This window comes from Cyclobacterium sp. 10D3-21, from assembly GCF_055809755.1.
Genome location: NZ_CM147924.1, coordinates 6163005 through 6187620, shown reverse-complemented (window position 1 = coordinate 6187620; position 24616 = coordinate 6163005). Strand labels below are relative to the sequence as shown.

Annotated in this window: 21 protein-coding genes; 15 read left to right on the top strand and 6 right to left on the bottom strand. The window is 38.8% G+C overall.

Translation table 11 applies throughout. The annotated features are described in order from the left end of the window. The first annotated feature begins 1 nt into the window (after position 1). The 5 genes from AC0L7T_RS23955 to AC0L7T_RS23935 all read left to right on the top strand — a co-directional run bounded on the left by AC0L7T_RS23955 (position 2) and on the right by AC0L7T_RS23935 (position 3507). On the top strand, positions 2 to 418 hold the full coding sequence (locus AC0L7T_RS23955; protein WP_473338962.1) for a YkvA family protein: 417 nt from the start codon (positions 2 to 4) through the stop codon (positions 416 to 418). Then, complete coding sequence (locus AC0L7T_RS23950; protein ID WP_473338960.1) at positions 415 to 1137, top strand: NAD-dependent epimerase/dehydratase family protein; 723 nt, start codon at positions 415 to 417, stop codon at positions 1135 to 1137. The genes AC0L7T_RS23955 and AC0L7T_RS23950 overlap by 4 nt, the downstream gene beginning before the upstream one ends. Then, a complete protein-coding gene (gene dtd / locus AC0L7T_RS23945) occupies positions 1134 to 1586 on the top strand; it encodes a D-aminoacyl-tRNA deacylase (protein ID WP_473338958.1) in 453 nt (150 codons plus the stop codon). The genes AC0L7T_RS23950 and dtd overlap by 4 nt, the downstream gene beginning before the upstream one ends. Before the next feature lie 79 nt (positions 1587 to 1665). After that, entirely contained in the window at positions 1666 to 3168 is a 1503-nt protein-coding gene (locus AC0L7T_RS23940) for an ATP-binding cassette domain-containing protein (protein ID WP_473338956.1), read from the top strand. 12 nt (positions 3169 to 3180) lie between these two features. Beyond that, complete coding sequence (locus tag AC0L7T_RS23935) at positions 3181 to 3507, top strand: nucleotide pyrophosphohydrolase (protein ID WP_473338954.1); 327 nt, start codon at positions 3181 to 3183, stop codon at positions 3505 to 3507. Positions 3508 to 3566: 59 nt separating this feature from the next. On the opposite strand, the gene AC0L7T_RS23930 is transcribed toward AC0L7T_RS23935, so the two are convergent. Beyond that, on the bottom strand, positions 3567 to 4361 hold the full coding sequence (locus AC0L7T_RS23930) for an MOSC domain-containing protein (protein WP_473338952.1): 795 nt from the start codon (positions 4359 to 4361) through the stop codon (positions 3567 to 3569). Positions 4362 to 4557: 196 nt separating this feature from the next. On the opposite strand from AC0L7T_RS23930, the gene dnaK reads away from it, so the two are divergent. The 3 genes from dnaK to AC0L7T_RS23915 all read left to right on the top strand — a co-directional run bounded on the left by dnaK (position 4558) and on the right by AC0L7T_RS23915 (position 10240). After that, the gene (dnaK, locus tag AC0L7T_RS23925; RefSeq protein ID WP_473338950.1) at positions 4558 to 6480 is read left to right on the top strand and encodes a molecular chaperone DnaK; all 1923 of its coding nucleotides are present in this window, start codon (positions 4558 to 4560) and stop codon (positions 6478 to 6480) included. 260 nt (positions 6481 to 6740) lie between these two features. Beyond that, positions 6741 to 7115: a co-chaperone GroES gene (locus AC0L7T_RS23920; RefSeq protein WP_473338948.1), complete on the top strand. Its 375-nt coding sequence runs from the start codon at positions 6741 to 6743 to the stop codon at positions 7113 to 7115. Positions 7116 to 7630: 515 nt separating this feature from the next. Next, positions 7631 to 10240 (top strand): PAS domain S-box protein, encoded by a 2610-nt coding sequence (locus AC0L7T_RS23915; protein WP_473338946.1) that lies wholly within the window; start codon positions 7631 to 7633, stop codon positions 10238 to 10240. Positions 10241 to 10358: 118 nt separating this feature from the next. On the opposite strand, the gene AC0L7T_RS23910 is transcribed toward AC0L7T_RS23915, so the two are convergent. The 5 genes from AC0L7T_RS23910 to rocD all read right to left on the bottom strand — a co-directional run bounded on the left by AC0L7T_RS23910 (position 10359) and on the right by rocD (position 16429). Next, positions 10359 to 11528 carry a porin gene (locus AC0L7T_RS23910; RefSeq protein ID WP_473338944.1) on the bottom strand — a complete coding sequence of 390 codons (1170 nt, stop codon included), beginning with the start codon at positions 11526 to 11528 and terminating at the stop codon, positions 10359 to 10361. A gap of 107 nt (positions 11529 to 11635) precedes the next feature. Further along, positions 11636 to 12934 (bottom strand): ammonium transporter, encoded by a 1299-nt coding sequence (locus AC0L7T_RS23905; RefSeq protein ID WP_473338942.1) that lies wholly within the window; start codon positions 12932 to 12934, stop codon positions 11636 to 11638. Positions 12935 to 13431: 497 nt separating this feature from the next. Next, complete coding sequence (hemB, locus tag AC0L7T_RS23900) at positions 13432 to 14400, bottom strand: porphobilinogen synthase (protein WP_473338941.1); 969 nt, start codon at positions 14398 to 14400, stop codon at positions 13432 to 13434. Between the two features lie 86 nt (positions 14401 to 14486). Continuing rightward, on the bottom strand, positions 14487 to 15143 hold the full coding sequence (locus tag AC0L7T_RS23895) for an HAD family hydrolase (RefSeq protein ID WP_473338939.1): 657 nt from the start codon (positions 15141 to 15143) through the stop codon (positions 14487 to 14489). Further along, positions 15140 to 16429: an ornithine--oxo-acid transaminase gene (gene rocD, locus AC0L7T_RS23890; protein WP_473338937.1), complete on the bottom strand. Its 1290-nt coding sequence runs from the start codon at positions 16427 to 16429 to the stop codon at positions 15140 to 15142. Before rocD ends, AC0L7T_RS23895 begins: the two co-directional genes overlap by 4 nt. A 223-nt stretch (positions 16430 to 16652) precedes the next feature. Between rocD and rpmB the strand changes: the two genes are divergently transcribed. The 7 genes from rpmB to AC0L7T_RS23855 all read left to right on the top strand — a co-directional run bounded on the left by rpmB (position 16653) and on the right by AC0L7T_RS23855 (position 24426). Further along, complete coding sequence (gene rpmB, locus AC0L7T_RS23885) at positions 16653 to 16895, top strand: 50S ribosomal protein L28 (protein WP_473338935.1); 243 nt, start codon at positions 16653 to 16655, stop codon at positions 16893 to 16895. 34 nt (positions 16896 to 16929) lie between these two features. Further along, on the top strand, positions 16930 to 17112 hold the full coding sequence (gene rpmG, locus AC0L7T_RS23880) for a 50S ribosomal protein L33 (protein WP_014020702.1): 183 nt from the start codon (positions 16930 to 16932) through the stop codon (positions 17110 to 17112). A 31-nt stretch (positions 17113 to 17143) separates the two neighbouring features. After that, on the top strand, positions 17144 to 17296 hold the full coding sequence (locus tag AC0L7T_RS23875) for a DUF4295 domain-containing protein (RefSeq protein ID WP_020888572.1): 153 nt from the start codon (positions 17144 to 17146) through the stop codon (positions 17294 to 17296). A gap of 90 nt (positions 17297 to 17386) precedes the next feature. After that, positions 17387 to 18343 (top strand): signal recognition particle-docking protein FtsY, encoded by a 957-nt coding sequence (ftsY, locus tag AC0L7T_RS23870; protein ID WP_473338933.1) that lies wholly within the window; start codon positions 17387 to 17389, stop codon positions 18341 to 18343. Positions 18344 to 18605: 262 nt separating this feature from the next. Then, on the top strand, positions 18606 to 22106 hold the full coding sequence (locus AC0L7T_RS23865; RefSeq protein WP_473338932.1) for a sulfatase-like hydrolase/transferase: 3501 nt from the start codon (positions 18606 to 18608) through the stop codon (positions 22104 to 22106). Positions 22107 to 22269: 163 nt separating this feature from the next. Further along, positions 22270 to 23151 carry a cation diffusion facilitator family transporter gene (locus AC0L7T_RS23860; RefSeq protein WP_473338931.1) on the top strand — a complete coding sequence of 294 codons (882 nt, stop codon included), beginning with the start codon at positions 22270 to 22272 and terminating at the stop codon, positions 23149 to 23151. A gap of 387 nt (positions 23152 to 23538) precedes the next feature. Beyond that, a complete protein-coding gene (locus tag AC0L7T_RS23855) occupies positions 23539 to 24426 on the top strand; it encodes a dienelactone hydrolase family protein (RefSeq protein WP_473338930.1) in 888 nt (295 codons plus the stop codon). The last annotated feature ends 190 nt before the right edge of the window (positions 24427 to 24616 follow it).

The following is a 24616-nucleotide window of genomic DNA, read 5'->3' as shown; positions in this document are numbered from 1 at the left end:
TATGGACAGTTATACTTCAGGCCAAAGCCTTTTTGAGAAGGTCAAAGCCATTTATTTAAACAGGGCTGAGCACATTGCTGGTACTGAGAAAAAGCTGGGTAGTTTACTTGAGAAAGTAAACCGGAAATGGCAAGAGCTTTCTCACAATCCTACATTTGCGGAGGTTAAATTTCAAGTCGAGATATTTATTAGAATGGTCAAAGCGCATTTAAGTAAGAAATATGCAGGGCTATCTAACAGGTCTTTGGGTTTGTTGGTGCTCGGTTTGTTTTATTTTGCGCTTCCTACTGATCTGGTTCCAGATTTCATTCCTTTCGTAGGTTATGTAGATGATATAACCGTATTACTTTTCATATTCAAAAGTCTTCAATCCGATATTGAGAAGTTTTTAGATTGGGAAAAAAATCAAAAATCATGAGTCAAATAGCTTTTGTTTCAGGAGCGTCAGGGTTGATAGGTGTCCAACTTCTCCATCAGCTTTTTAAAAATGGCGACATTGATTGGGTGGTCTCTTTTGGTAGAAGAGATTTGGCTTTTAAACATCATAAACTGGTGCAGGTGAAGGTTGATTTTGAGCAGTTGGATAAGGTAAACCTGGAAGAAGAAATAAGGAAGCAAAATATGGGAGGGGATAAGCAGTCCTTATTAAAGGCTCTCAATGAAGCCTCAACCTCTATTATTGCTTTTTGCGCTTTAGGAACTACCATTAAAAAGGCAGGATCAAAAGAGAACTTTTACCGCATAGATCACGATTATGTTCTTAATTTTGCCAGGATGACCATACGATTAGGGGCAAAGAGATTCCTGTATGTAAGTGCCATTGGAGCAGATGCCCAATCGTCCATACAGTACAATAGAGTGAAAGGGGAAGTAGAGGACGGCTTAAAGAGGATGGATTTTGAATATGTTGGTCTCTTCCAGCCCTCTATATTATTAGGCGAAAGAAATGAAAGCAGACCTGGAGAAGAAATAGGTAAGGTAGTCATGAAATTTGTAACTTTTTTTGGGCTTTTTAAAAAGTATAAACCCATATACGATCACCAGGTAGCCAAAGCAATGGTGAAGAAAGCACTCAACTTAAAGATGTCCGGGAATGAGACCATTACCTCTACCGAGATGCATAAGATGACCAAATGATTGTAGTTTTACAACGCGTAAAAAGAGCCTCTGTACATGTCGATGCCAATGAAAAAGCAGTGATTGGTTCAGGCTTGCTTGTTCTCCTAGGCATTGAATCGGCAGATACGCTGGAGGATATCCATTGGATTTGTAGAAAAACCGTAAATATGAGAATATTTTCGGACCAGCAGGGGGTAATGAATAATTGTATCCTGGAAACAGGGGGTGAGATTTTAATTGTAAGTCAGTTTACCCTGCATGCAAGTACCAAGAAAGGCAACAGGCCTTCTTATATCAAGGCGGCCAGGCCAGAAATCGCTATCCCTCTATATGAGCAATTTATAGATGAGATGAGCAAACAATTGGGGAAACCTGTCCCAACTGGTGAATTTGGAGCGGACATGCAAGTATCTTTGATAAACGACGGTCCGGTAACCATTGTCCTGGATTCAAAAAACAAGGTTTAAGTCATCTATTCGTTGGTTTGCTTATTTATATTATGCCCTCAGATTTAAGTGAAGCCAGTTCTGACACAAATTTATTACAATGAAGGAAAAGAGTGTTTTTTTAGAAATAAACCATGCTACCGTTCAGTCTTTTGGTAAAACAGTATTTAAAAATCTAAACTTTTCCGTTCAAAAAGGAGAGTCCTGGGCTATTTTAGGAGATTCTGGAAAAGAACGCACTTTGTTTCTGGAAACTATTTTGGGAAGGACCACTCTTGTAGAGGGGAGCATTGAATGGCCATTTGCAGCAGCTTATCAGGAGAAACAGCGCAGTCTTGGGTTGATCAATAGCTTTAGGGACTTAATAGCGCTGGTCTCACAAAAATATACTTTTCGCAATAAATCCAGTCAACAAAATTTTTATTACCAGCAACGGTTTAACAGTTCAGAATCTGAGGATACAGCCACTGTTGATGCTTTTCTGAGCGAAGTAGAAATTAAAGAAGAGGGAGCGTGGAACTTGGCAAACGTAATTCAGCTCTTTGGGCTTGAGGATTTAAAAAGCAAATCTCTGATTAAGCTTTCAAATGGTGAAACAAGAAGGTTGGCAATGGCAGAGGCTTTGCTAAAGAATCCGAAATTGTTACTAATAGACATGCCGTTGGTAGGGCTTGATGTGCAAACGCGAGCTGATTTTGAAGGGATACTCAAGGCCATTCAGCTATCAGGGATCCAGGTTGTCATTACCTCCTCTGCCAAAGAGGTTCCAGCAGCCATTGACCGAATTGGGTGGATAAGCGGAGGTAAATTATCTATAATAGAAGAAAGGGACAGCTTAATACCCTTGGAAAATGAAGCTTTCTCTACCTTCAATTTTTCTCCCATCTCTTTTGACGGATTACTGAACACGGGCGCCTTGCCGTTTTCGGATCAGGAGATTATTAAAATGAACAATGTTATAATCAGGTATGGCGAAAAAAAATTGCTCGACAATGTTTCCTGGCGGGTAATGCCTGGGGAAAAATGGCTGATAAAAGGACATAATGGCGCAGGGAAATCTACCCTCATTAGCTTGGTACTTGGAGAAAATCCTCAGGCATATGCCAATGACATTTCACTATTTGGCAGGAAAAGAGGTACTGGCGAAAGTATTTGGGACATTAAACGTCCTATGGGTTTTGTGTCTGCAGAATTGGCCAGGTATTTTCCCGCCAACCAAACTTGCAAAAAGGTAGTGGCTTCTGGTTTTTTTGATACCATGGGGCTCTATAAAAAGCTTAACAAAGAGCAAGAGACCATGGTGGACAGTTGGCTAGAAGCACTTCGTTTGTCCCATTTGGGTGAATTAAGGTTAAACCAGATAAGTCTGGAAGAACAAAGATTTTGCCTTTTGGCAAGGGCGATGATCAAATCCCCCACTTTGCTGGTCCTGGATGAAGCTTCTCAAGGAATGGACGAGGAACAAAGAAGTAGGTTTAAGTCCACAATTGACTATTTCTGTCAAGAGACGAGTTTAACTTTACTTTTCATAAGTCATTATGATGTAGATATTCCTGATTGTATAGGGCACAAGCTTGAATTAAAACTAGGTAAGGTAATTTAACAAACAGAAAAAATGACGATAGAAGAAGCTCAAAAGCAAGTAGACGACTGGATAAAAACTACAGGGGTTCGGTATTTTAGTGAGTTGACAAATATGGCCATATTGACCGAAGAAGTGGGAGAAGTAGCTAGGATTATGTCACGAAAGTATGGAGAGCAATCCTTCAAAGAAAGTGACAGGGACGTCGATTTGGGTGATGAAATGGCAGATGTGTTATGGGTGTTACTCTGTCTTGCCAATCAGACAGGCATAGATCTTAATAAGGCGTTTGAGAGAAATTTTGAGAAAAAGAACAAGAGGGATATAGACAGGCATAAAAACAATGATAAATTGAAATGATTGGCTGTTGTTTTTCAATCAATCCCCTCTTTTGTCCTAAATGAGGTAGTATATCCAAATCAAATGAGCTTTATAATATTGCCCACAGATATTTCCCCTTTGTCTAAAGCAATAAGGTTCTGACCAAATAATATTTTCCCATCGACCTTTCTGTATTGAGCCAATGTCGTCAGAGGTTCTTTGCCTTTAGTCCCTGTTTCCTGATCTATGGTAATCATTGTACATCTGGCACAGGGTTTAGTAACCTTAAACCTTACCTGCCCTATTTGGATAATGTTCCAGTCATCCTCTGCGAAAGGAAGTGCGCCAGTAAAAACTATATTTGGACGGAACCTTGTCATAGGTAAAGGCTCTTCCAGTTTGCTGTTTAGATCATCCAATGAAGATTGGCCAATAATTAAAAATGGCATACTGTCAGCAAAGCTGACGTGTTCATTATTAACCTTGTATTTATTTTCGATATACCTTTTGTTATTCAGGTCCATTTTCACTAATTGACAATTCATTTTTAATTGGTCTGAAAACCATTTGTCAACTTCGGAGGAAACATGCAGGGTATTCACTGAGTCATCCCAAACCGTTCCTTTAATGTATTTGCCAGTGTTTTCAAGAAAAGGGATTTCAATCCGATCTTTCGGATTCAATTGATGGAAAACAAATAAGCTGTTTGCCCGTAATTCTACCTGAAGTAAAGCCATTTCAGGCAGGGAGCGTTGCGTAAGAAATTTCCCATTTTGGTCTACTAGCATCCAGTTTCTGTCATATTGGAAACCAGCGATTTCTACATTGGCATTGATTAAACTAATTCCGCCAAGAGATTTTATTGGGTAAATATTGATTTGAGAGACTTTCATTTTGATTAAAAATATGGACTAACCATGTAAATATCGTTTACTTTTGCTGCAATACTATGGGAAATATTGACATTTTTAAAGATAACCTGTCATAAATTATGACAATGTGGCATTAATTTTTCGAATAATTCACTTGGCACATTGGTTGTTATAGTAGTTTTGTGTTTAAAACGAAAACGACAAAATTTATATAATTATGGGAAAGATTATCGGTATTGATTTGGGTACAACCAACTCATGCGTTGCTGTTATGGAAGGGAATGAGCCAGTGGTCATTCAAAACAGTGAAGGAAGAAGAACCACACCCTCTATAGTGGCATTTTTGGATAATGGAAACGGAGAAAGAAAAGTTGGAGACCCTGCCAAGCGCCAGGCAATTACCAACCCAGCTAACACCATTTCTTCTGTCAAGAGGTTTATGGGTAAAAAATATTCTGAAATTTCAGATGATAAAAAGAATGTCTCTTATAAAGTTGAAAAGGGACCTAATGATACTGTTGCAATAAAAATTGGCGACAGGTCGTATACTGCACAGGAACTTTCTGCAATGATTTTGCAAAAAATGAAATCTACTGCAGAAGATTTCTTGGGTCAGGAAGTTACTGAAGCTGTAATTACGGTTCCAGCTTATTTCAATGATTCAGAAAGACAAGCGACCAAAGAGGCGGGGCAAATTGCCGGTCTTGATGTGAAGCGAATCATCAATGAGCCTACTGCGGCAGCATTGGCTTATGGTTTGGATAAGAAAAATGCAGACATGAAAATTGCTGTATTTGACCTTGGTGGAGGTACTTTTGATATTTCTGTTTTGGAATTAGGAGACGGTGTATTCGAAGTTAAGTCTACCAATGGAGATGTACATTTAGGTGGTGATGATTTTGATCAGGTGATAATCAATTGGCTAGCCGATGAGTTTAAATCTGAAGAAGACATTGATCTTAAAAAAGATCCTATGGCGCTTCAAAGATTGAAAGAAGCTGCTGAGAAAGCTAAAATCGAACTTTCAAGCTCTTCTGTAACGGAGATCAACCTCCCTTATATCACAGCTACTCAGTCTGGGCCGAAACACTTGGTAAGAAGTCTTTCAAGAGCTAAATTTGAGCAATTGTCAGACAGTCTGGTAAAAAGATCCATGGAACCTGTGCGTAAAGCAATGGCAGATGCTTCTTTGTCTCCTTCAGATATTGATGAAGTGATTCTTGTTGGAGGTTCTACAAGAATCCCTAAGATACAAGAAGAAGTTGAGAAATTCTTTGGTAAGAAACCTTCTAAAGGTGTAAACCCTGATGAGGTAGTAGCTATTGGTGCTGCCATACAAGGAGGTGTCCTTACAGGAGAAGTGAAAGATGTTCTTTTGCTAGATGTTACACCTCTTTCTTTGGGTATAGAAACAATGGGAGGAGTATTTACCAAGCTAATTGAGTCTAACTCTACTATCCCAACTAAAAAATCTGAGGTATTCTCAACAGCTGCTGACAATCAACCTGCTGTGGACATTCATGTCCTTCAAGGAGAAAGATCCATGGCAAAAGATAACAGAACTATCGGAAGGTTTCAACTTTCAGATATTCCACCATCCCAAAGAGGTGTTCCTCAAATAGAGGTAACTTTTGATATTGATGCCAACGGTATACTAAATGTATCCGCTAAAGATAAAGGTACAGGTAAGGAGCAGAAAATTAAAATTGAAGCTTCTTCTGGATTGTCTGAGGAAGAAATCGATAGAATGAAGAAGGAGGCCGAAGCAAATGCTGCTACGGACAAAGAAGAGAAAGAAAAAGTCGATAAAATCAATCAAGCTGATAGTTTGATTTTCCAGACGGAGAAACAACTAAAAGAGTTTGGCGATAAATTGTCAGAAGGCAATAAAACAGCCGTTACTGGTGCTTTGGAACAGCTCAAAGCTGCACACCAAAGTCAGGATTTAGCTGGAATAGAGTCAGGAATGGAGACTTTGAACACTGCTTGGGCTGCTGCTTCTCAGGAAATGTACAGTGAAACTCAGGGTGCTGAAGGTGCTGCTGGTCAGCCTGGTCCTGATGCCGCTGAAGGAGATGCTTCTGGTGATGGCGTTTCAGATGTTGATTATGAAGAAGTAAATGAAGAAGATAAGAAGTAAACAATCTTCAATTCTTTAGTTTATATTAAAAATAATGGTGTCTCCGGTAGTCGGAGATGCCATTACTTTTTAATATACCTTTCATTTATCCTTCAATAGGAAAATTTGGAGCCTTAGAAATAGCTATTGGGCATCATTTCTTAGCAATCTTTTTTACCGTTCTGTGCAATGGTGCCGTTTCGGGAATTCAGATTTATTAGAAATCCATTGCTGGATAGGATTATTATCCCCCAAACCATGAGTATTAAACATATAACGGCATGCAGTTAACTTCCGAAAATAAACTTAAAAACTTGATTATTGTTGGTGATAGGCTACTTATCAAATTAAAAAAGCCGAACCAAAAAACATCCAGTGGGTTATATTTGCCACCTGGGGTTCAAGAAAAAGAAAAAGCGCAACAAGGTTATATTATTAAAGCAGGGCCGGGTTATCCAATTCCACTTCCTGTAGAGAATGATGAACCATGGAAAGACCAAAGTGAAAATGTAAAATATATTCCTTTACAAGCAAAAGAAGGAGATTTAGCTGTTTTCCTGGTAAATGGTTCTTTTGAAGTGATGTATGAAGGTGAAAAGTATTATATCGTCCCTCAAAGCGCTATATTAATGCTAGAAAGAGAAGAGGACCTTTAAAAGCTTAATAATCCATGAGCCTGTTTTTGGCAAGAGGATTTGTGATTGCGGCGCATCTATCTGCTTTGAATGCGATTTAAGCATAATGGAGGGGTAATAGCGTGTTTCGATTAATGAAGTGAGATCTACCAAGGAAATTGGGCGTCTCACTTTTTCTATTTTTACTCTAACGATTTATATTTTTTCTAACAATTTAAATAAGTTTGAAGTTATCTGTGTAATGGTCTATTTTTAGAAGAGTTAATTGCATTCTTCCATTCCGTTAATTTTGCATTTTGGGATTCTTTTTATACTTTCTGTACAAATAGGCGATTTTATTGTGTATTAAAAGAGATTAATTCGTAGCTTAATGGGTGTTTTGTCACTATAATGCAGCGATAGGAAATAATTGGTTATTAATCCTATTTAAGACACCCTTAAAAGAATTGCAGGTATATTAAGAATTATTGTCTCCTTAGGTTACCTATTTATAGAAAATCAAATTTTCGCATTCAAGAAATATTTAATCGAAGCAAATGATGACTTCATCAATTTTTGAAAGTATCACGAAGACGGGCCTACTAAATTTTTTGCAATCCCACTTTAAGGAAGGGGTGGTTTTATTCAGAAAAAGGGACGAATGGAATGATGAGTGCAATGAGCAACTTATTGGTACATTAGGTTTTACGGGGTCAAATGTACAATTCCCAGGATTATTTAATTTGATGTCTAAGGAGGCTGGGAATCAATTGAAACGTTTTCTTGATGAAGCGAGCCAGGGGAAAGAAAGGGCTATAAATCATACTTTTGAGCTTCTATCTGCAAAAGGGACGTTACTTACTTTAAAGTTAAATGGCTTTTCAGTATCCAATAAAGATGAAAAAAAACCTTCAGAAGTTATCTTTTTTACAGAAAATCTTACAGATGCATTAGAAAAGGAGAGATTTCAATATGAATGTAATCTCAACTCGAAAATCGGGTATTGGAGAATTAATTTAGAAGAAGGTAAACCCGAATGGAGTGCAGTTACCCGCCTTATACATGAGGCACCTGAACATTTTACTCCAAATCTGGAAGAAGCCATCGAATTCTATAAAGAGGGTAATAGTAGAGAGGCTATTAAAAAAGCAGTTGATAAAACTTTAGAAACCGGAGAATCATTTGAGCTTGAGCTAATTATTATCACTTATACCAAAAAGGAAAAATGGGTTAGGGTAATAGGTCAGGCAGAGTTTATTGATGGTAAACCTGTACGTGTATTCGGCACCTTTCAAGATATCCATACCAAAAAAATTGCACAGCTTAGCTGGGCAGCAGAACACGAAAAGTTTAAATATGCGATTGAGCTAACTAATCTTGGGACCTGGGAATGGGATATTGAAACTGGAGTAACAATTTTTAATGAAAGATGGGCGGAAATTTTAGGCTATAAGCTAAGTGAATTGGAGCCACTAAATTTCCAGACATGGGTAGACCTAATGGATCCCGAAGACTTGAAAGTAGCTGAATCGAATTTAAAGGCTTGTCTTGATGGGGAAACAAAATATTATGAATGCGAGTTTAGAATGAAGCACAAGAATGGGTCTAGAAAGTGGATTCAGGCTAGAGGTAAAGTGTTGAGCTGGGCGGAAGACGGAGCACCAAAATTAATGTTTGGCACACATCAGGACATTAATTTTTCCAAAATTATGGTTCAAAAGCAAGCTATTTTTATTTCACAGGCACCCATAGCCATTGCTATGTTTGACAATGAAGTAAAATACCTGGCAGTTTCTTCTAAATGGATTTCTGATTATGATTTGGGAAATAAAGTTTTGATAGGTAAGTCTCATTATGAGATTTTTCCAGAAATTGATGAAAAATGGAAAAAAATTCATCAAGAATGTCTGGCTGGAGCCACTAGAAGCAATCGGGAGGACAAATTTTTTAGAAAAGATGGCACTGTACTTTGGCTATCTTGGGAAGTGAAACCCTGGTTTGATGAAAAAAATAATATTGGAGGTATAATTATGTATACTGAAGATATAACCGCGCACAAGCTTGTAAGCGAAAAGTTGGACATTTCATTAAACGCTTTTCAAAGGAATTTCGAAAATGCAGGGATAGGGATGGCAATTGTTTCAATTGAAGGCAAGTGGCTGAATGTGAATGATAAAATATGTGATATGGTTGGGTATAGTAAATCAGAATTCACCAATCTGACCTTCCAGGATATCACGCATCCGGATGATTTGGCTTCCGACTTAATGCTTCTTAGAGAAGTAATTGAAGGGAAAAGGCAAACCTATCAGATAGAGAAAAGGTACATTCATAAAAGGGGGTATGAGGTGTCAGCAATTTTGGCAGTTTCGGTTGTAAGAGATGCAAAAAACGTCATCCTATATTTCATCTCTCAAATCATAGATATTTCTGCTTTAAAAACAGCGCAAAATCAAATATCTACCCTGCTGAAAACTACCCAGAATCAGAATGAGCGATTGAAAAATTTCGCTCATATAGTTTCACATAACTTACGGTCTCATTCCTCAGGAATAAATATGTTGTTAGAGTTATTGGAACGTCAACATACCGATTTGTTTGACATGGAAATAATTAAAATGCTAAAGAAGGGGGCTTATAACCTTTCAGAGACCATTGAGCATTTGACTGAAATAGTAAAAATAAATTTGAATGAGTCAACAGAAAATGAGAGGGTGGAACTGTCTGCTATTTTGAATAAAACGATTGAAAGTGTTTATCCTATCGCCCTGCAGGAAGGAGTGAAAATTATAAATGAAGTCGGCAAGGAATTGTATGTTTCCGGTATTGCTGCCTATATCGAAAGTATTGTATTGAATTTTGTTACCAATGGTATTAAATACAAGTCGCCTGAAAGAGAAAGTTACCTAAAAGTTCGGGTGCAAGAGCATGAAGAAACTTTGGAAATTCGATTTGAGGACAATGGTTTAGGGATAGATCTTAAAAAAAATGGGAAAATGCTGTTTGGTATGTACAAAACTTTCCACAGGCATAAAGATTCAAGGGGCATTGGCCTCTTTATTACTAAAAACCAAATCGAAAGTATCGGAGGTAGTGTAAGTGTTAAAAGTAAGGTAGGTGAGGGGACGGTATTTAGTGTTTTCCTTCTGAAAGACGAGAAGGTTTGACACCCTTCAATATTTTTAATTGTATTTAGCTGTTCAGGATAAATGAAAGCGGTATAAAAAAAAACGCCATGGTTGAAACATTCACCATGGCGTTTTGTCGTTATCTATTGTTTTTTTCCTAGAAGGAGAAAACTCCTGCCACCAAGAATGAAGCTAAATTCTTGGAGTCTTGATAATCGTTGTTGATAAAGAAATCGTCGGACATCATGTCCACTCTAACTTCTGGAATAATGGTAAAGTTATCTGTGATTTTGATATTCCCTGACAGGGTGCCAGCCAATACGCTGCCATCACCAACTGCATTTAAACCTACAACGCCATCCAATCCGTCATTGAAAACTTTGAAATATTCTCCTCTTGCTCCAAGAGAAAATTTATCAGAAGTGGCAAATTGTAAGTAACCAGCTACGCCATAGAAACCATAGCCATCACCAGTCTCATCCTGTATGGATGATCCATTGTACATTTGACCTGCTGCAGTGGTGTTGTAAGTCGTGTTAAGACCAAGAAATAAAGTTTCTGTTACATCATATCCTGCAGTTAAATCGATCTGAAAAGTGTTGCCCATAGAACTAGTGCCGAAAGATGACAAAGTATTCATGTCTAATTTGCCATCTTGATCTCCATAAAGCAAGTTCAGGTAAGTTCCTCCAGCATCGGTAGAATATCCAAGTTGGCCACCCAAGGTATAAGAACCGGAAAAGTTTAGCTCTGTCATGTCTGTTGGATTCATAACGGAAGCCATAAAAGACCAATTGTCAGAAAGCTGGAAGTCAGCTTTAAGGCCTGTATGAGAGAAGGGGCCATATGAAAACATATACGAGGTAGAGTAATTGAAGTTTCCCGTTGGGGAGATGACCTCGTATCCCAAATAAGTGTTGAAATTACCTAACGTAAACGTTACAGCATCACTTACATTGTAATACATGTAAAGCTGGTTTACGATTTGAGAGCTACCAGCCATTCCTCCAGCGTAGAGTGGAGATCCGAAAACGGCATCTTCTCCTCTTGGGCCAAATACCAAGTCGGCAACAAATCCTACTTTTTCACCTTCATAAGTTGCGATAATATTCGCCATTCCTAATGAAAAACCTGGCAAGTTTCCAAATGATGTGGCCGGTGCTTGAGCGGCATCACCTTTATTAGGTGCGTTTAAATTGCTTCTAAAGTAAGCATCAACTGACCCCGATAGAGAAAATTCTGATTGGGTTTCTTGTTCTTCCTGTGCCAGAATAAATGTAACTGGCAGTAAAAATAGGATTGCTAAAATTGAATAAAATTTTTTCATTTTGGATATTGATTAAATTTTAAAATATGTCTAAAATCAATGAATCCTGCTTTTCTAATCCTTTTATTAAAAAAGCAGGATTCTGTTTTTAAGCTTTGAGAGATGATTTATTCATCATAAATGATAGTATAACCTCTTATACCATGCTCATGACTGTCAAGTCCTGATATCTCGTGTTCTTTAGAAACCCTTATTCCAATTGTTTTCTTCATTACGAAGAATATGGCAAGGGCAGAAAAGAAAGCCGCAGCACCACAAATTGCTACGCCCGCTAGTTGCGTTAAGAAGGTATGGTCAGGATTGTTAGAAAAAATACCGACAGCTAAAGTTCCCCAGATACCACAAGTAAGATGGACAGAAACTGCTCCTACCACATCATCAAGTTTTAATTTGTCTAATAATAGTGCAGACATTACAACTAATATTCCAGCTATAAAACCTATTAAAAGCGCATATATTGGGTTGATGACATCGGCTCCGGCAGTGATCCCAACTAGTCCAGCTAAGATTCCATTCAATACCATTCCAAGATCCAATCGTTTGAAAGCAAAATAGGCTGCAAAAAAACCACCTAACCCACCTGCACATGCAGAAAGAGAAGTTGTAACGAGTACAAAAGACACTAATCCAGGATCAGCTGAAAGTACAGAACCTCCATTGAAACCAAACCATCCTAACCAAAGAAGGAATACACCAATTACTGCCAAAGGAACACTCGATCCTGGCTTGTCCATTGTTTTACCATTCACATATTTCCCGATTCTTGGGCCTACCAAGATAACACCGGCTAAAGCTCCCCATCCACCTACAGAGTGAACCAAAGTAGAACCAGCAAAGTCATAGAAGCCCATGGCATCTAATGCGCCTCCGCCCCATTTCCAGCTTCCTATTACTGGATATACAATACCAACAAAGATTACAGTAAAGATTAGATAAGCCCAAAGTTTTACTCTCTCTGCTATTGCACCAGATACTATAGTGGCAGCTGTGGCTGCAAACATTGCCTGGAAAAGAAAATCTGTCCAATAAGTATAGCCAGCGTCTGCGTATTCAGTGCTTACATCGGCACTTGCTGGACTAAACCAAAACATGCTCCAACCTGCACCATCAAATCCGAACCAACCTGGAACGTCAAATCCTGGGTACATAAGGAAAAAGCCAAGTAAGCCATAAGTCAAAATACCTATTATAGGAGTAACGGTATTTTTAAAAAGTATATTCACGGTATTTTTTGCCTGGCCAAAACCAGCTTCAACACCTGCAAAACCGAGGTGCATAATGAATACAAGTGCCGTAGCCAACATCATCCAAACATTGTTTGTTGTAAGGAGGTTTTGAGCGATTGCATCAGCGTAGTCAATTCCACTGGAACTAACTTGTAATAAAGGAGGTAAAATGTTTTTCATAAAGAACCTAGAGTTAAAGAGTTACAGGTTGAATTTTCACTTTCATTTTCATTTGCAACAAATTTAGGCAATTAATAGTCAAAAAAACAACTCATATAATTTAAATAAGTGTAAAAATTACAAAATCAAGGTTAAAAACAATCCAAAAAATAGATTTATTTTGTTTTTATGTATATTAAAGGGTAGTAATGACACCCTTGTTTAAAACTTAGTATAAGTTTGTTGAAGGGGTAATTGTTAAATTAATCTATGGCAATATTCCTTGGAGGAGGCATAAAAATTTATCTTAACAAAAAAAAGCCATCACTTATTTTAAATAAGTGATGGCTTGATGGATTTTTGGCCTAGGGTAAGTTTTGGTATTATTTCAATATTAAATTTATTTTCGTTTATTTTTAAAAAAAAGCTGAAATAATTACCTAATACTTATTTTATTCATGTTGTTTTGATTCATTATGCAATAAAAACGTCAAGTTGTTGAAATTTTAAAACAATGGCTACTGTTGAAGGAGTGCGAATTCCTTAGCGAAGTAGGTAAGGATGATTTTTGCTCCGGCTCTTTTGATGCTCAGTAAAGATTCTGTCATTGCTCTTTCACCATCTAGCCAGCCATTGGCAGCAGAGGCTTTGATCATGGCATATTCTCCACTTACGTTATAAGCCGCAATTGGAAGGGGGAATTTGTCATGTAATAATTTTATAATGTCGAGATAGGCCAAGGCAGGCTTTACCATTAGAAAATCTGCTCCTTCATCAAAGTCCAATTGTGCTTCTATTAATGCTTCCTGACTATTTGAAGGATCCATTTGGTATGATTTTTTATCGCCGCCTTTAGGTGCAGAGTCCAATGCATCTCGGAAGGGATTATAAAATGCACTTGCATACTTGGCTGTGTAGGACATGATAGAAACTTCTTGAAAGCCATTTTTATCAAGTAGTTTTCTCAAATAGCCCACACGCCCATCCATCATGTCTGAAGGTCCTATTATATCTGCCCCAGCCCTGGCTTGTGCGAGTGTCATTTTTCCCAAAATCTCCAGGGTTTCATCATTCAGGATTTTCCCGTTCTCAACCAGCCCGTCATGTCCATCTATACTATAAGGGTCCATGGCTACATCGGTCATGATGCATACTTCAGGGAAAGTTTGTTTAATAGTAAAGAGTGCTTTTAAGTAAAAAGTGTCTTCCCTATGGCTTTCTGTTGCCCATCGATCTTTTTTGTCTTCAGTGTATGCAGGGAAAATGTCAAAGGTAGTGATGCCCAATTTAAGGCAGCTTTCGATTTCTATTAACATTTGATCCAGGGAATATCGATAAATTCCAGGCATCGATTTCACAGGTTCTTTCTGATTGACTCCATCAATTAGAAAAAGAGGTAGAATGAAGTCTTTGACAGATAGTCTTGTTTCTTCTACCAGCGCACGTATAGCTGGGGATTTTCTGTTTCTTCTGGGCCTTCTCAACATGGCTTTTGTTTTAAGGGGTAGGTATTCAATAGTCTTGGTAATATATAAATGCTTACCTATTTATAGGTAAGCATTTATTGTTTTCTTTATTGTAAAAGGTTTCCTACAGTCTGGATATCAATTTCCGAATAGTCATTTATATACAATTGACAAGGAGGGAGGTCTTCTTTTGTGTGGGAAGAGAGTACACCTACTACCTGCATTCCTGCGTTGATGGCAGCAGAGACTCCAGAAAATGAATCTTCGAAAACCAGACAATTTGCCGGATTTACATCCAGCAATTTTGCAGAGGTAAGGTAAACTTCTGGGTCAGGTTTATGGTTCTTTACATTCTCACTGGCTAAAATTGATTCCATCTGCGGTGCAAATTTCAATGCACCCATAATTAAGTCAAGATTGGCTCTTGGTGCAGAAGTGGCTACACCAGTTCGGAAGCCCTCACTCTTTAGCTCGTGTAAAAAGGGGAGAAAAGCTGGAAGCGTTACGATCTTATCGGCATAAATTTCTCTAAAGAGTCCTTCTTTTTCATTTTCCAGGTTTGTAAATTCCTCCCCTATGATTTCTCTTCCCAGGAAATGATTGAAAATGTACTTATTGCTTTTGCCGTACATGTGTTTTTCGAATTCTGCTTCAGTAGGATTAAGTCCTCTTTTCCCGAAAAACACCTTGAAAGCTTCAGAGTGGAAGGGGTTGGTGTGACAGATCACACCATCCATATCGAAGATTACTGCTTGATTTTTCATTTTTGACTTGCAGGTTTTTCAAAATTTAAAATAGTACGTTCAATGATGTTACAGCAGTCCTCCAATTGTTCTTCCGTCATTACAAGTGGAGGAGCGAAGCGAATAATGTTCCCATGAGTGGGTTTAGCAAGAAGCCCATTTTCTTTTAGTGCAACACAAATGTCCCAGGCAGTAGTACTGTCGGCTGTATCGTTGATTACTATCGCATTTAAAAGGCCCCGGCCTCTCACAAGCTTGATCAGATTGGTCTTTGTGATCAGCTTTTCCATACGTTCCCTAAATAGTTTGCCTAAACGTCTGGCATTCTGTGCCAGCTTTTCGTCTTTTACAACTTCTAATGCAGCGATGGCTACTTTTGCCCCCAGTGGATTGCCTCCGAAAGTGGAACCATGTTGTCCGGGATGCAAAACTTCCATTATAGAGTCATTGGCAAGAACGGCGGAAACTGGGAAGAAGCCTCCGGAAAGTGCTTTACCCAATATCAGGATGTCTGGTTCCACATACGTTTCTTGTTTTTCACAATGGCCTACACAGGTGCAATCCCCACAAACAGCCAATAAGGAACCTGTTCTTGCAATACCAGTTTGAATTTCATCTGCCATCAACAATACATTGTGTTTCTGGCAAAGTTTTTTTGCGATTTTCATATAGTTTTCGTCAGGAGCGATTACTCCTGCTTCCCCTTGAATGGGTTCTATTAAGAAACCAACGCATTCAGGGTTGTTGGTCAAAACCGCTTCGAGCGCTACTGTGTCATTATATGGGATTTGGATAAACCCTGGAGTGTAAGGGCCGAAATTGTGTCTTGCGTCCTCATCTGTCGAGAAAGATACTATAGTTGTTGTCCTTCCATGAAAATTTTCTTTGGCAACAATTATTTTTGCTTGATGAGGTTGGACCTCTTTTTTATCGTAGCCCCATTTTCTCGCAATCTTAATTGCAGTCTCCACAGCTTCGGCACCAGTATTCATTGGGAGCACCTTATCGAAACCAAAATAGGTAGTAATGTATTTTTCGTAAGGGCCTAGTATATCATTGAAAAAAGCCCTTGAAGTTAAGGTAAGGGTCCCGGCCTGTTCTATAAGAGCGTCTTTAATTTTTGGATGGCAATGTCCTTGATTAACAGCAGAATAGGCTGATAGAAAGTCGTAATATCTCTTGCCTTCTACATCCCAAAGGTACACTCCTTCACCTTTATTTAGAACCACCGGTAATGGGTGGTAATTGTGCGCACCGAATTTATTTTCTAGCTGTATTGCTTCCTGACTTGAGCTGATCTCCTTCATTCTGGATCTCTTTTTTGGTTCATTATAAATATAAAATTGCAGTGCATTTGCGCTGTTTGGCAAATATAATAAAAGGGTTTTGGAATCTTGAATCAAAACCAAAAACTTGGAGCGCAGGGATTTATTAAATAATTATGGGGTACACTTTTGTTATTTAATGAAATCTTCCGATATTTGCAAACCCAATTGAAAAAAGTCAATCATTACTGGATACATATATATCATGGCAAAAATTTGTGACATTACTGGAAAAAGGCCTCAGGTAGGAAATAACGTATCACACGCCAATAATAAAACGAAGCGTAGATTTTACCCTAACCTGCATAAGAAGAGCTTTTATATTCCTGAAGAAGACGCATGGATCACTTTGAAAGTGTCGTCCTCAGCTTTGAGAACGATTAATAAAAAAGGAATCAGCGCTGTATTAAAAGACGCGCAGAAAAAAGGGGAGATTATTATTAAATAAGACTTGCCCCATACCAATATTAAAATAAAAGGAAATGGCTAAGAAAGGTAATAGAGTTCAGGTGATATTAGAGTGCACTGAACATAAAACAAGCGGTATGCCTGGGACTTCCCGGTACATAACCACTAAGAACAGAAAAAACACTACTGAAAGGTTGGAACTTAAGAAATTCAATCCTATTTTGAAGAAAGTTACTGTTCACAAGGAAATCAAGTAATCACACAACCCAAGGGTAAAACGATAATATTATGGCTAAGAAAGTAGTAGCAACACTGAAAAAAGAAGGTGGCGTCACTTATGCCAAGGTAATTAAGGCAGTTAGATCTGAAAAAACTGGTGCTTATACCTTTAAAGAAGAAATGGTGCCAAGCCAAATGGTTCAGGAAGTCCTGAAGAAATAAGGTTATAAGGCAAACAAAAACTTTTACTATCCCTTTCGGTTCCTATCGAAAGGGATTTTTGCGTATATTCGACTCAGATTAAAAAAAATTATGGGAATATTTGATTTTTTTTCTAAAGAGAAAAAAGAAAGTTTAGATAAGGGGCTGGAAAAATCCAGCGAAAACCTATTTTCGAAACTAGGGAAAGCCATTGTAGGTAAATCGAAGGTAGATGAAGAAATTTTGGATGAGTTAGAAGAAATTCTCATTACATCCGATGTTGGCGTAGATACCACGATTAAAATTATTAAAAGAATTGAAGAACGAGTTGCCAAAGATAAATATGTCAGCACCGGAGAGCTTGACCTTTTACTTAGAGAAGAAATTGCAGGCCTCTTAGAAGAAAACAACACCCAAGACCTTGGTGGTTTTGATCTACCAACAGATAAAAAGCCTTATGTGATCATGGTAGTTGGCGTCAATGGAGTAGGGAAAACCACTACCATTGGTAAATTGGCCCATCAATTCAAACAAGCCGGCAAATCGGTTGTACTTGGTGCGGCTGATACTTTTAGGGCAGCGGCAGTAGATCAATTGATTCTGTGGGGAGAGCGTGTAGACGTGCCCGTAATTTCTCATGGTATGAATACCGATCCCGCATCAGTAGCCTTTGATACGGTGAAAAAAGCAGTGGAAATGAAGGCTGATGTGGTAATCGTAGATACTGCGGGACGATTGCACACAAAAGTGAACCTTATGAACGAGCTCACTAAAATTAAAAGAGTGATGCAAAAATTCATTCCAGAAGCTCCTCATGAAATCTTATTGGTTCTTGATGGCTCTACTGGGCAAAATGCATTTATTCAAGCCAAAGAATTTACCAGGGCAACCGAAATTAATGCACTTGCAATCACCAAATTGGATGGAACAGCCAAGGGTGGAGTAGTAATTGGTATCTCCGACCAATTTAAAATACCGGTAAAATACATTGGCGTGGGCGAGAAAATGACCGATCTACAGGTTTTTAACAGAAAAGAATTTGTGGATTCTTTGTTCAAAAAAAAATAAACACTTTTTAAATAAGACGTCTTTCCCATAAATAATCTGTCTACCTTTTACCAAAGTCATTGTGGGGGTGTTGGGATAAGATTTTTAGTATTGGATCACTTACCACTTCAAAAGAGCACTACCTTGGATTAAGACTATTGAAGTAGGTTTAAGTCAATTACATGGGGAATAGCTAAGGAATTAATTTATCCTCTAGCAGGTAAGTACAGTATGGCTATTTGATCGAAAAATACTACATTTATCGCTCATTAATTCTTATCCCATGTATCCTATTACTTCAAGATTTGTGCTACTCTTGCTAGCCATCAATGTTTTCAATTCTTTCCAAAGTAATGCTCAGAGCCAACGTCCCAATATTATATTTATCCTCACGGATGATCAAAGGTGGGACGCGCTAGGCTATGCAGGAAACGACCTAATCCATACTCCTGAAATGGATAAATTGGCTGAGGAAGGTAGCTATTTCCAAAATGCCTTGGTGACTACGCCTATTTGTGCGGCAAGTAGAGCAACTATCTTTACAGGTCTATATGAGCGAAGTCATGCCTACACTTTTCAAACTGGCCCTATAAAATCCGCGTATATGGAAACGTCCTACCCTAAATTGCTCAAAGATGCAGGCTACAAGGTTGGGTTTTTTGGCAAATTTGGCGTCAACCACAAAGACTTGGATGGGCTGTTTGATTCCTTTGAGTCCTATGACAGGAACGGAAAGTTTTCAGATCGCCGTGGCTATTATTACAAAACCCTTGGTGCAGATACTGTACACCTGACACGCTATACTGGACAGCAGGCACTTGACTTTATTGATGAAGCTGATGCTGACGAGCCTTTCTGCCTTTCGCTCTCCTTCAGCGCCCCACATGCACATGACTCAGCCGAAAAACAATATTTCTGGCAGGACGAAACCGCACCTTTACTGGATGGGGTGACTATTCCAAAAGCAAAAATCTCAGAGGACCGTTATTTTGATGCCCAACCTGAGATAGTGAAAAGTGGTTTTAATAGACTGCGATGGACTTGGAGGTATGAAACGCCGGAAAAATATCAGCACAGCGTAAAAGGTTATTACCGTATGATCTCAGGGATAGATCTGGAAATTTCCAAAATCAGGAAGCAGTTAAAAGCCAAAGGGATGGACAAGAATACAGTCATCATCCTGATGGGAGACAATGGCTATTTTTTAGGGGAGCGACAGTTGGCTGGGAAATGGTTACTATATGACAATTCGATCAGGGTGCCATTGATTGTGATGGATCCAAGGTTAAAGAAACAATCGGATTCTAAAGAAATGGCTGCCAATGTGGATGTTCCATCCACCATATTGGATTTGGCAGGGGTTGATATTCCTGCAGGATATCAAGGTAAAAGCCTCGTTCCAGTGATTAAAGGAGAAAAACTGAATAGAGATACGGTCTTGATTGAACACTTATGGGATTTTGAGAATATACCGCCAAGCGAGGGTCTGAGAACAGCAGAGTGGAAATATTTTCGTTACATCAATGACCAGTCTATAGCAGAACTATACAATCTTGCTGAAGACCCGATGGAAATAAATAACCTCTTAAATGATCCACGGTATGCATCCAAAGTGAAGCAATTTGACAAAACATTGGACGAGATGGGATCTAGGTTCTCAGACAATAGCACGGCCGCACCGATGAACATGCATATAGAAATGGTCAGACGACCTTCTGAAAAACAAATCACGGATAAAAGACCTGAATTTGGTTGGCAGGTTCCAGATTGGTTGGACTTCCAATCTGCTTATCAGGTTTTGGTAAGCAGTTCGGTTGAGAAGAGCAAAAAAAATATTGGTGATGTTTGGAACAGTGGAAAAGTAATCGATAGTAAAGTCTCTGACATTGCTTATATGGGATCGGAGCTCACTGAGGATAAAACCTATTACTGGAAGGTGAGGATTTGGGATGAAGACAATCGAACAGGAAGGTATTCTGCCAGTCAAAGTTTTCAAGTAGGTGGAACTGACAATTACATTACCACAGCCAACATTTTTGAATTGGAAGAGATTTCTCCAAAATCTGTGGAAAAAGTGGCTACCAATACCTGGTTAGTTGATTTTGGTAAAGCCGCTTTTGCAACCATGTCTTTTAATTACCCAAACACAAAGAAGGAAACCATCAAAGTAAGGATAGGTGAACAATTAAAAGACGGCAGGATAAATTCTGACCCTCAGGGCAATATTAGGTTTGAGGAAGTGGTAGTTGCCGTAACTCCCGGTCAAACGGAATATTTCTTGGATTTGCCAAAAGACAAACGCAATACTGGTCCGGCAGCTGTTGCACTTCCGGATAGTTTTCCTGTACTACTTCCATTTAGGTATGCGGAGATAGTTGCGGCTAAAAAGCCAGAAATGCCTACCCAACAGGCTTACTTTAGCTTTTTCGATGACAGTCAAAGTAGTTTTAGTAGTTCAGATACGATTTTGAATCAGGTTTGGGAGCTTTGCAAATACTCTATGAAGGCCACTTCTTTTGCAGGCATTTATGTAGATGGTGACCGGGAAAGAATCCCCTATGAAGCGGATGCCTATATCAATCAACTTAGTCACTATGCAGTGGATTGGGAATACCCGATTGCGAGAAGGACAATTGAATACTTCATGGAAAACCCTACATGGCCAACCGAGTGGCAATTGCATGTGGCTTTGATGTTTTATGAGGATTATCGGTATACGGGCAATACAGAGCTTATAGAAAAGTATTATGATGAGTTAAAGCACAAGACGCTGATGGAATTGGCAAGGGAAGATGGCTTGGTTAGCTCAGCCAATGCTACTCCGGAATTCATGAAAAAACTTGGGTTCAAGGATCCTAAAATAAAATTGAAAGATATTGTTGACTGGCCACCAGCCCAGAAAGATACAGGATGGAAGCTAGCAACAGCTGAAGGAGAGCGGGATGGTTTTGTATTCACACCGATCAATACAGTGATCAATGCCTTGTATTTCCGGAATTTGGAAATAATGGGTGAATTCGCTCGCCTTCTCAATAGAAACGATGAAGCCAGAGAATATGAATTAATGGCCATCAAAGTAAAAAAAGGGGTCAATGAAAAATTGATGGATCCTGATAAAGGAGTTTATCTCGATGGTGAAGGAGCAGGGCATTCCTCCCTTCATGCCAATATGATGCCCTTGGCTTTTAATATGGTCCCGGATGAAAATGTTGCAACAGTTGTCGACTTTATTAAATCAAGAGGGATGGCTTGTAGTGTTTACGGCTCTCAATACCTGATGGATGGTTTGTACAACGCAGGTGAAGCAGATTATGCGCTTGAGTTGATGACAGCTACTCACGACCGTAGTTGGTGGAACATGATTGCCATTGGGTCTACGGTCACTCTGGAAGCATGGGACATGAAATACAAACCTAACTCAGATTGGAATCATGCATGGGGAGCTGTGCCTGGAAATATTGTTGCCCGAAAAATGTGGGGAATCGAGCCCAAAACACCAGGGGCAGCCTTATTGGAAATCAGACCCCAATTGGGGCGTTTGACGGCTACAGAAATAACCGTGCCATTCATTACGGGAAAAGTTAATGCTTCCTACAAAAAGGTCAATAATCGTCTGCAACGCTATGTTTTTGAATTGCCCGCCAATGTTTCTGCTGAGCTATTCCTGAAGTCCAATGCCAACGATGCGATCTCTCTCAATGGTGAAAAGGTCAATAATCGTTTTGGATCTATCCGACTTTCTCCGGGTAAAAATGAAATAGTATTACAGGTTAATTCCTTTTAAATTTCGATAAGTTAACTTTTGATCTTTATGTTGATAGGTAGTACGCCGCGGCAAATATTTGGCTGATCTTATCCTATCAAACTTTGTAATAACCAAGCTTTTAACTCATTTGGATGAATTAAATGCATATTCAGTTCCAATTTTAGCTCGTTAAAGACTAATCATGGCAGCACACCATCACCACCATCAATCTGGCAATAACCTTAAAGTAGCATTTTTCCTAAATTTAGGTTTCACCATTTTAGAAATATTTGGAGGCCTGTACGTAAACAGTATAGCCATCATTTCAGATGCGGTACATGACTTGGGAGATAGTCTTGCGTTGGGATCTGCCTGGTATTTGGATAAAAAATCTAAACAGGAATCAGATAAAAAATTCTCGTTTGGCTACTCTAGGTTTTCGCTTTTGGGTGCACTTATCAATAGCATCGTGTTGATTGGAGGGTCGATATATGTTATTAGTGAAGCATTTGGTCGTTTGTTGAACCCAGAGCCCACTGACGCAAAAGGAATGTTTTATTTTGCAATTGTTGGTATTCTTGTAAATGGTTATGCCGCATGGAAAATGAGCGGTGGAAAATCATTGAATGAGAAAGTGGTTTCCTGGCACCTACTTGAAGATGTCTTAGGCTGGGTTGCGGTTATGATCGTAGCGATTGTTCTAAATTTTAAAAACATCCCTTACCTGGACCCAGCCCTTTCTTTGCTTATAACGGCCTATATCCTTTGGGGAGTAGTTGGAAGATTGAAGGAAACCTTGTATGTATTTCTGCAGGGAGTGCCAAAAGAAATCGATTTAGTAGAAATTGAAAAAGAGTTGCTTGCGATTGACCACGTACAGTCCCTACACCATACCCATATCTGGTCATTGGAAGGGGAGCATCATGTTTTTTCTACCCATTTGAAACTAGAGCGTATCACCAGCTTTGAAAATTTATTAGAAGTGAAAAATGATGCGAAAGCCCTTTTGAAAAAATACCATTTCAAACATTTCACCATTGAGACTGAATTGGATACTGAAAATTGCGATCTGGTTTCTGACTAAAATGTACCTTGTCTACATTACTGTTGGGGCACCATTTTTTTATTTATGCCGTCAATATTGCAGATTTTCTTAGTAGACTTTTCCGGTACCAGACTTTGGCTTAATACTTAATTGAAGACTATGGTTGACAACCTATAGGTAGATGCATCACCTTTTTCTGATATTTGTTAAAATGCTGTAATACAGATAAAAAGAAATAAATATCTATAAAATTTTATATATTGAATATTGACAAGCTATTATCATTAAACCCTACTATTTAATATTAAGTGAGATCACCGCTATTTTGAGGTGTCAATAGTAGGAGAGTGGATGTTTAAATAGTTTTCTATTGACCAAATGAGTTCAAATGTGCCTATTTTCATTATAACCTAAAAATATAAAGCCATGAAATCCCTAAAAAAAGAAGACCTTGACCAGGAAGTTTTTGACCTATATGATGATTATGCCCACAGTAGAATAGAACGCAGAGAATTTGTTAACCGACTTTCCAAATTTGCGGTCGGAGGCCTAACAGTTTCCGCTATTATGGGATTTCTTATGCCGAATTATGCCAAAACAAGTCGTTTTTCCGAGTTGGATCCACGTCTTGTTGAAGAGACGATCACTTATGATTCACCAAAGGGGGCAGGTACCATGAAAGGATTACTTGTCCGTCCAAAAAATGCATCAGGTAAATTGCCGGGGATAGTTGTGGTGCATGAAAACAGAGGGCTCAATCCCTATGTCGAGGACACTGCACGGCAGGCTGCTTTGGATGGATTTATTGCTTTGGCACCAGATGCATTGTCACCTATGGGAGGTTATCCTGGAACTGATGACGAGGGCAGAACAATGCAAGGTAAAAGGGACAGAGAGGAAATGTTACAGGATTTTATTGCCGGTTTTGAAACCTTGAAAGCCCATGAACTATGCACAGGTAAAGTAGGGGTAGTAGGTTTTTGTTTTGGGGGATGGGTTTCCAATATGATGGCGGTTAGAGTACCTGATTTATCCGCGGCTGTCCCATTTTATGGAGGTCAACCTACCGCAGAAGAAACAGCAGCCATAAAAGCACCTTTGCAATTGCATTTCGCAGGGCTTGACACCAGGGTGAATGCAGGTTGGCCTGATTATGAAGCAGCATTAAAAGCAAATGATAAAACCTATACGGCTTATATGTACCCTGAGGTTAACCATGGTTTCCACAATCATTCTACGCCTCGCTATGATGAGGCTGCCGCAAAACTTGCATGGGGCAGAACGATTGATTTCTTTAAAGAGCATTTGAAGTAGGGGGGATGCGTCTTAAACCCAGATTCGAAGAAATGGAAAAATACAGCCTAATTTGAGAGATTTTTGACAGTATTGTTGCAGAAAAATGGTGACAATACTGTCAAAATCGTGTTGTATTTGTTGTTTTCAACCAATGGCCATACCCATGACTATACATGTTTTATCCCTACGGGGTTTATAATTCCTTTTC

What these genes read in the sequence shown, in the direction of transcription:
- ftsY (WP_473338933.1), top strand. Translation starts at nt 17,387, where the DNA reads ATGGGAATATTTGATTTTTTTTCTAAAGAGAAAAAAGAAAGTTTAGAT.
- dtd (WP_473338958.1), top strand. Translation starts at nt 1,134, where the DNA reads ATGATTGTAGTTTTACAACGCGTAAAAAGAGCCTCTGTACATGTCGAT.
- rpmB (WP_473338935.1), top strand. Translation starts at nt 16,653, where the DNA reads ATGGCAAAAATTTGTGACATTACTGGAAAAAGGCCTCAGGTAGGAAAT.
- AC0L7T_RS23920 (WP_473338948.1), top strand. Translation starts at nt 6,741, where the DNA reads ATGCAGTTAACTTCCGAAAATAAACTTAAAAACTTGATTATTGTTGGT.
- AC0L7T_RS23905 (WP_473338942.1), bottom strand. Translation starts at nt 12,934, where the DNA reads ATGAAAAACATTTTACCTCCTTTATTACAAGTTAGTTCCAGTGGAATT.
- AC0L7T_RS23940 (WP_473338956.1), top strand. Translation starts at nt 1,666, where the DNA reads ATGAAGGAAAAGAGTGTTTTTTTAGAAATAAACCATGCTACCGTTCAG.
- hemB (WP_473338941.1), bottom strand. Translation starts at nt 14,400, where the DNA reads ATGTTGAGAAGGCCCAGAAGAAACAGAAAATCCCCAGCTATACGTGCG.
- AC0L7T_RS23950 (WP_473338960.1), top strand. Translation starts at nt 415, where the DNA reads ATGAGTCAAATAGCTTTTGTTTCAGGAGCGTCAGGGTTGATAGGTGTC.
- AC0L7T_RS23875 (WP_020888572.1), top strand. Translation starts at nt 17,144, where the DNA reads ATGGCTAAGAAAGTAGTAGCAACACTGAAAAAAGAAGGTGGCGTCACT.
- AC0L7T_RS23855 (WP_473338930.1), top strand. Translation starts at nt 23,539, where the DNA reads ATGAAATCCCTAAAAAAAGAAGACCTTGACCAGGAAGTTTTTGACCTA.
- rocD (WP_473338937.1), bottom strand. Translation starts at nt 16,429, where the DNA reads ATGAAGGAGATCAGCTCAAGTCAGGAAGCAATACAGCTAGAAAATAAA.
- AC0L7T_RS23895 (WP_473338939.1), bottom strand. Translation starts at nt 15,143, where the DNA reads ATGAAAAATCAAGCAGTAATCTTCGATATGGATGGTGTGATCTGTCAC.
- AC0L7T_RS23860 (WP_473338931.1), top strand. Translation starts at nt 22,270, where the DNA reads ATGGCAGCACACCATCACCACCATCAATCTGGCAATAACCTTAAAGTA.
- dnaK (WP_473338950.1), top strand. Translation starts at nt 4,558, where the DNA reads ATGGGAAAGATTATCGGTATTGATTTGGGTACAACCAACTCATGCGTT.
- AC0L7T_RS23910 (WP_473338944.1), bottom strand. Translation starts at nt 11,528, where the DNA reads ATGAAAAAATTTTATTCAATTTTAGCAATCCTATTTTTACTGCCAGTT.
- AC0L7T_RS23865 (WP_473338932.1), top strand. Translation starts at nt 18,606, where the DNA reads ATGTATCCTATTACTTCAAGATTTGTGCTACTCTTGCTAGCCATCAAT.
- AC0L7T_RS23915 (WP_473338946.1), top strand. Translation starts at nt 7,631, where the DNA reads ATGATGACTTCATCAATTTTTGAAAGTATCACGAAGACGGGCCTACTA.
- rpmG (WP_014020702.1), top strand. Translation starts at nt 16,930, where the DNA reads ATGGCTAAGAAAGGTAATAGAGTTCAGGTGATATTAGAGTGCACTGAA.
- AC0L7T_RS23930 (WP_473338952.1), bottom strand. Translation starts at nt 4,361, where the DNA reads ATGAAAGTCTCTCAAATCAATATTTACCCAATAAAATCTCTTGGCGGA.
- AC0L7T_RS23955 (WP_473338962.1), top strand. Translation starts at nt 2, where the DNA reads ATGGACAGTTATACTTCAGGCCAAAGCCTTTTTGAGAAGGTCAAAGCC.
- AC0L7T_RS23935 (WP_473338954.1), top strand. Translation starts at nt 3,181, where the DNA reads ATGACGATAGAAGAAGCTCAAAAGCAAGTAGACGACTGGATAAAAACT.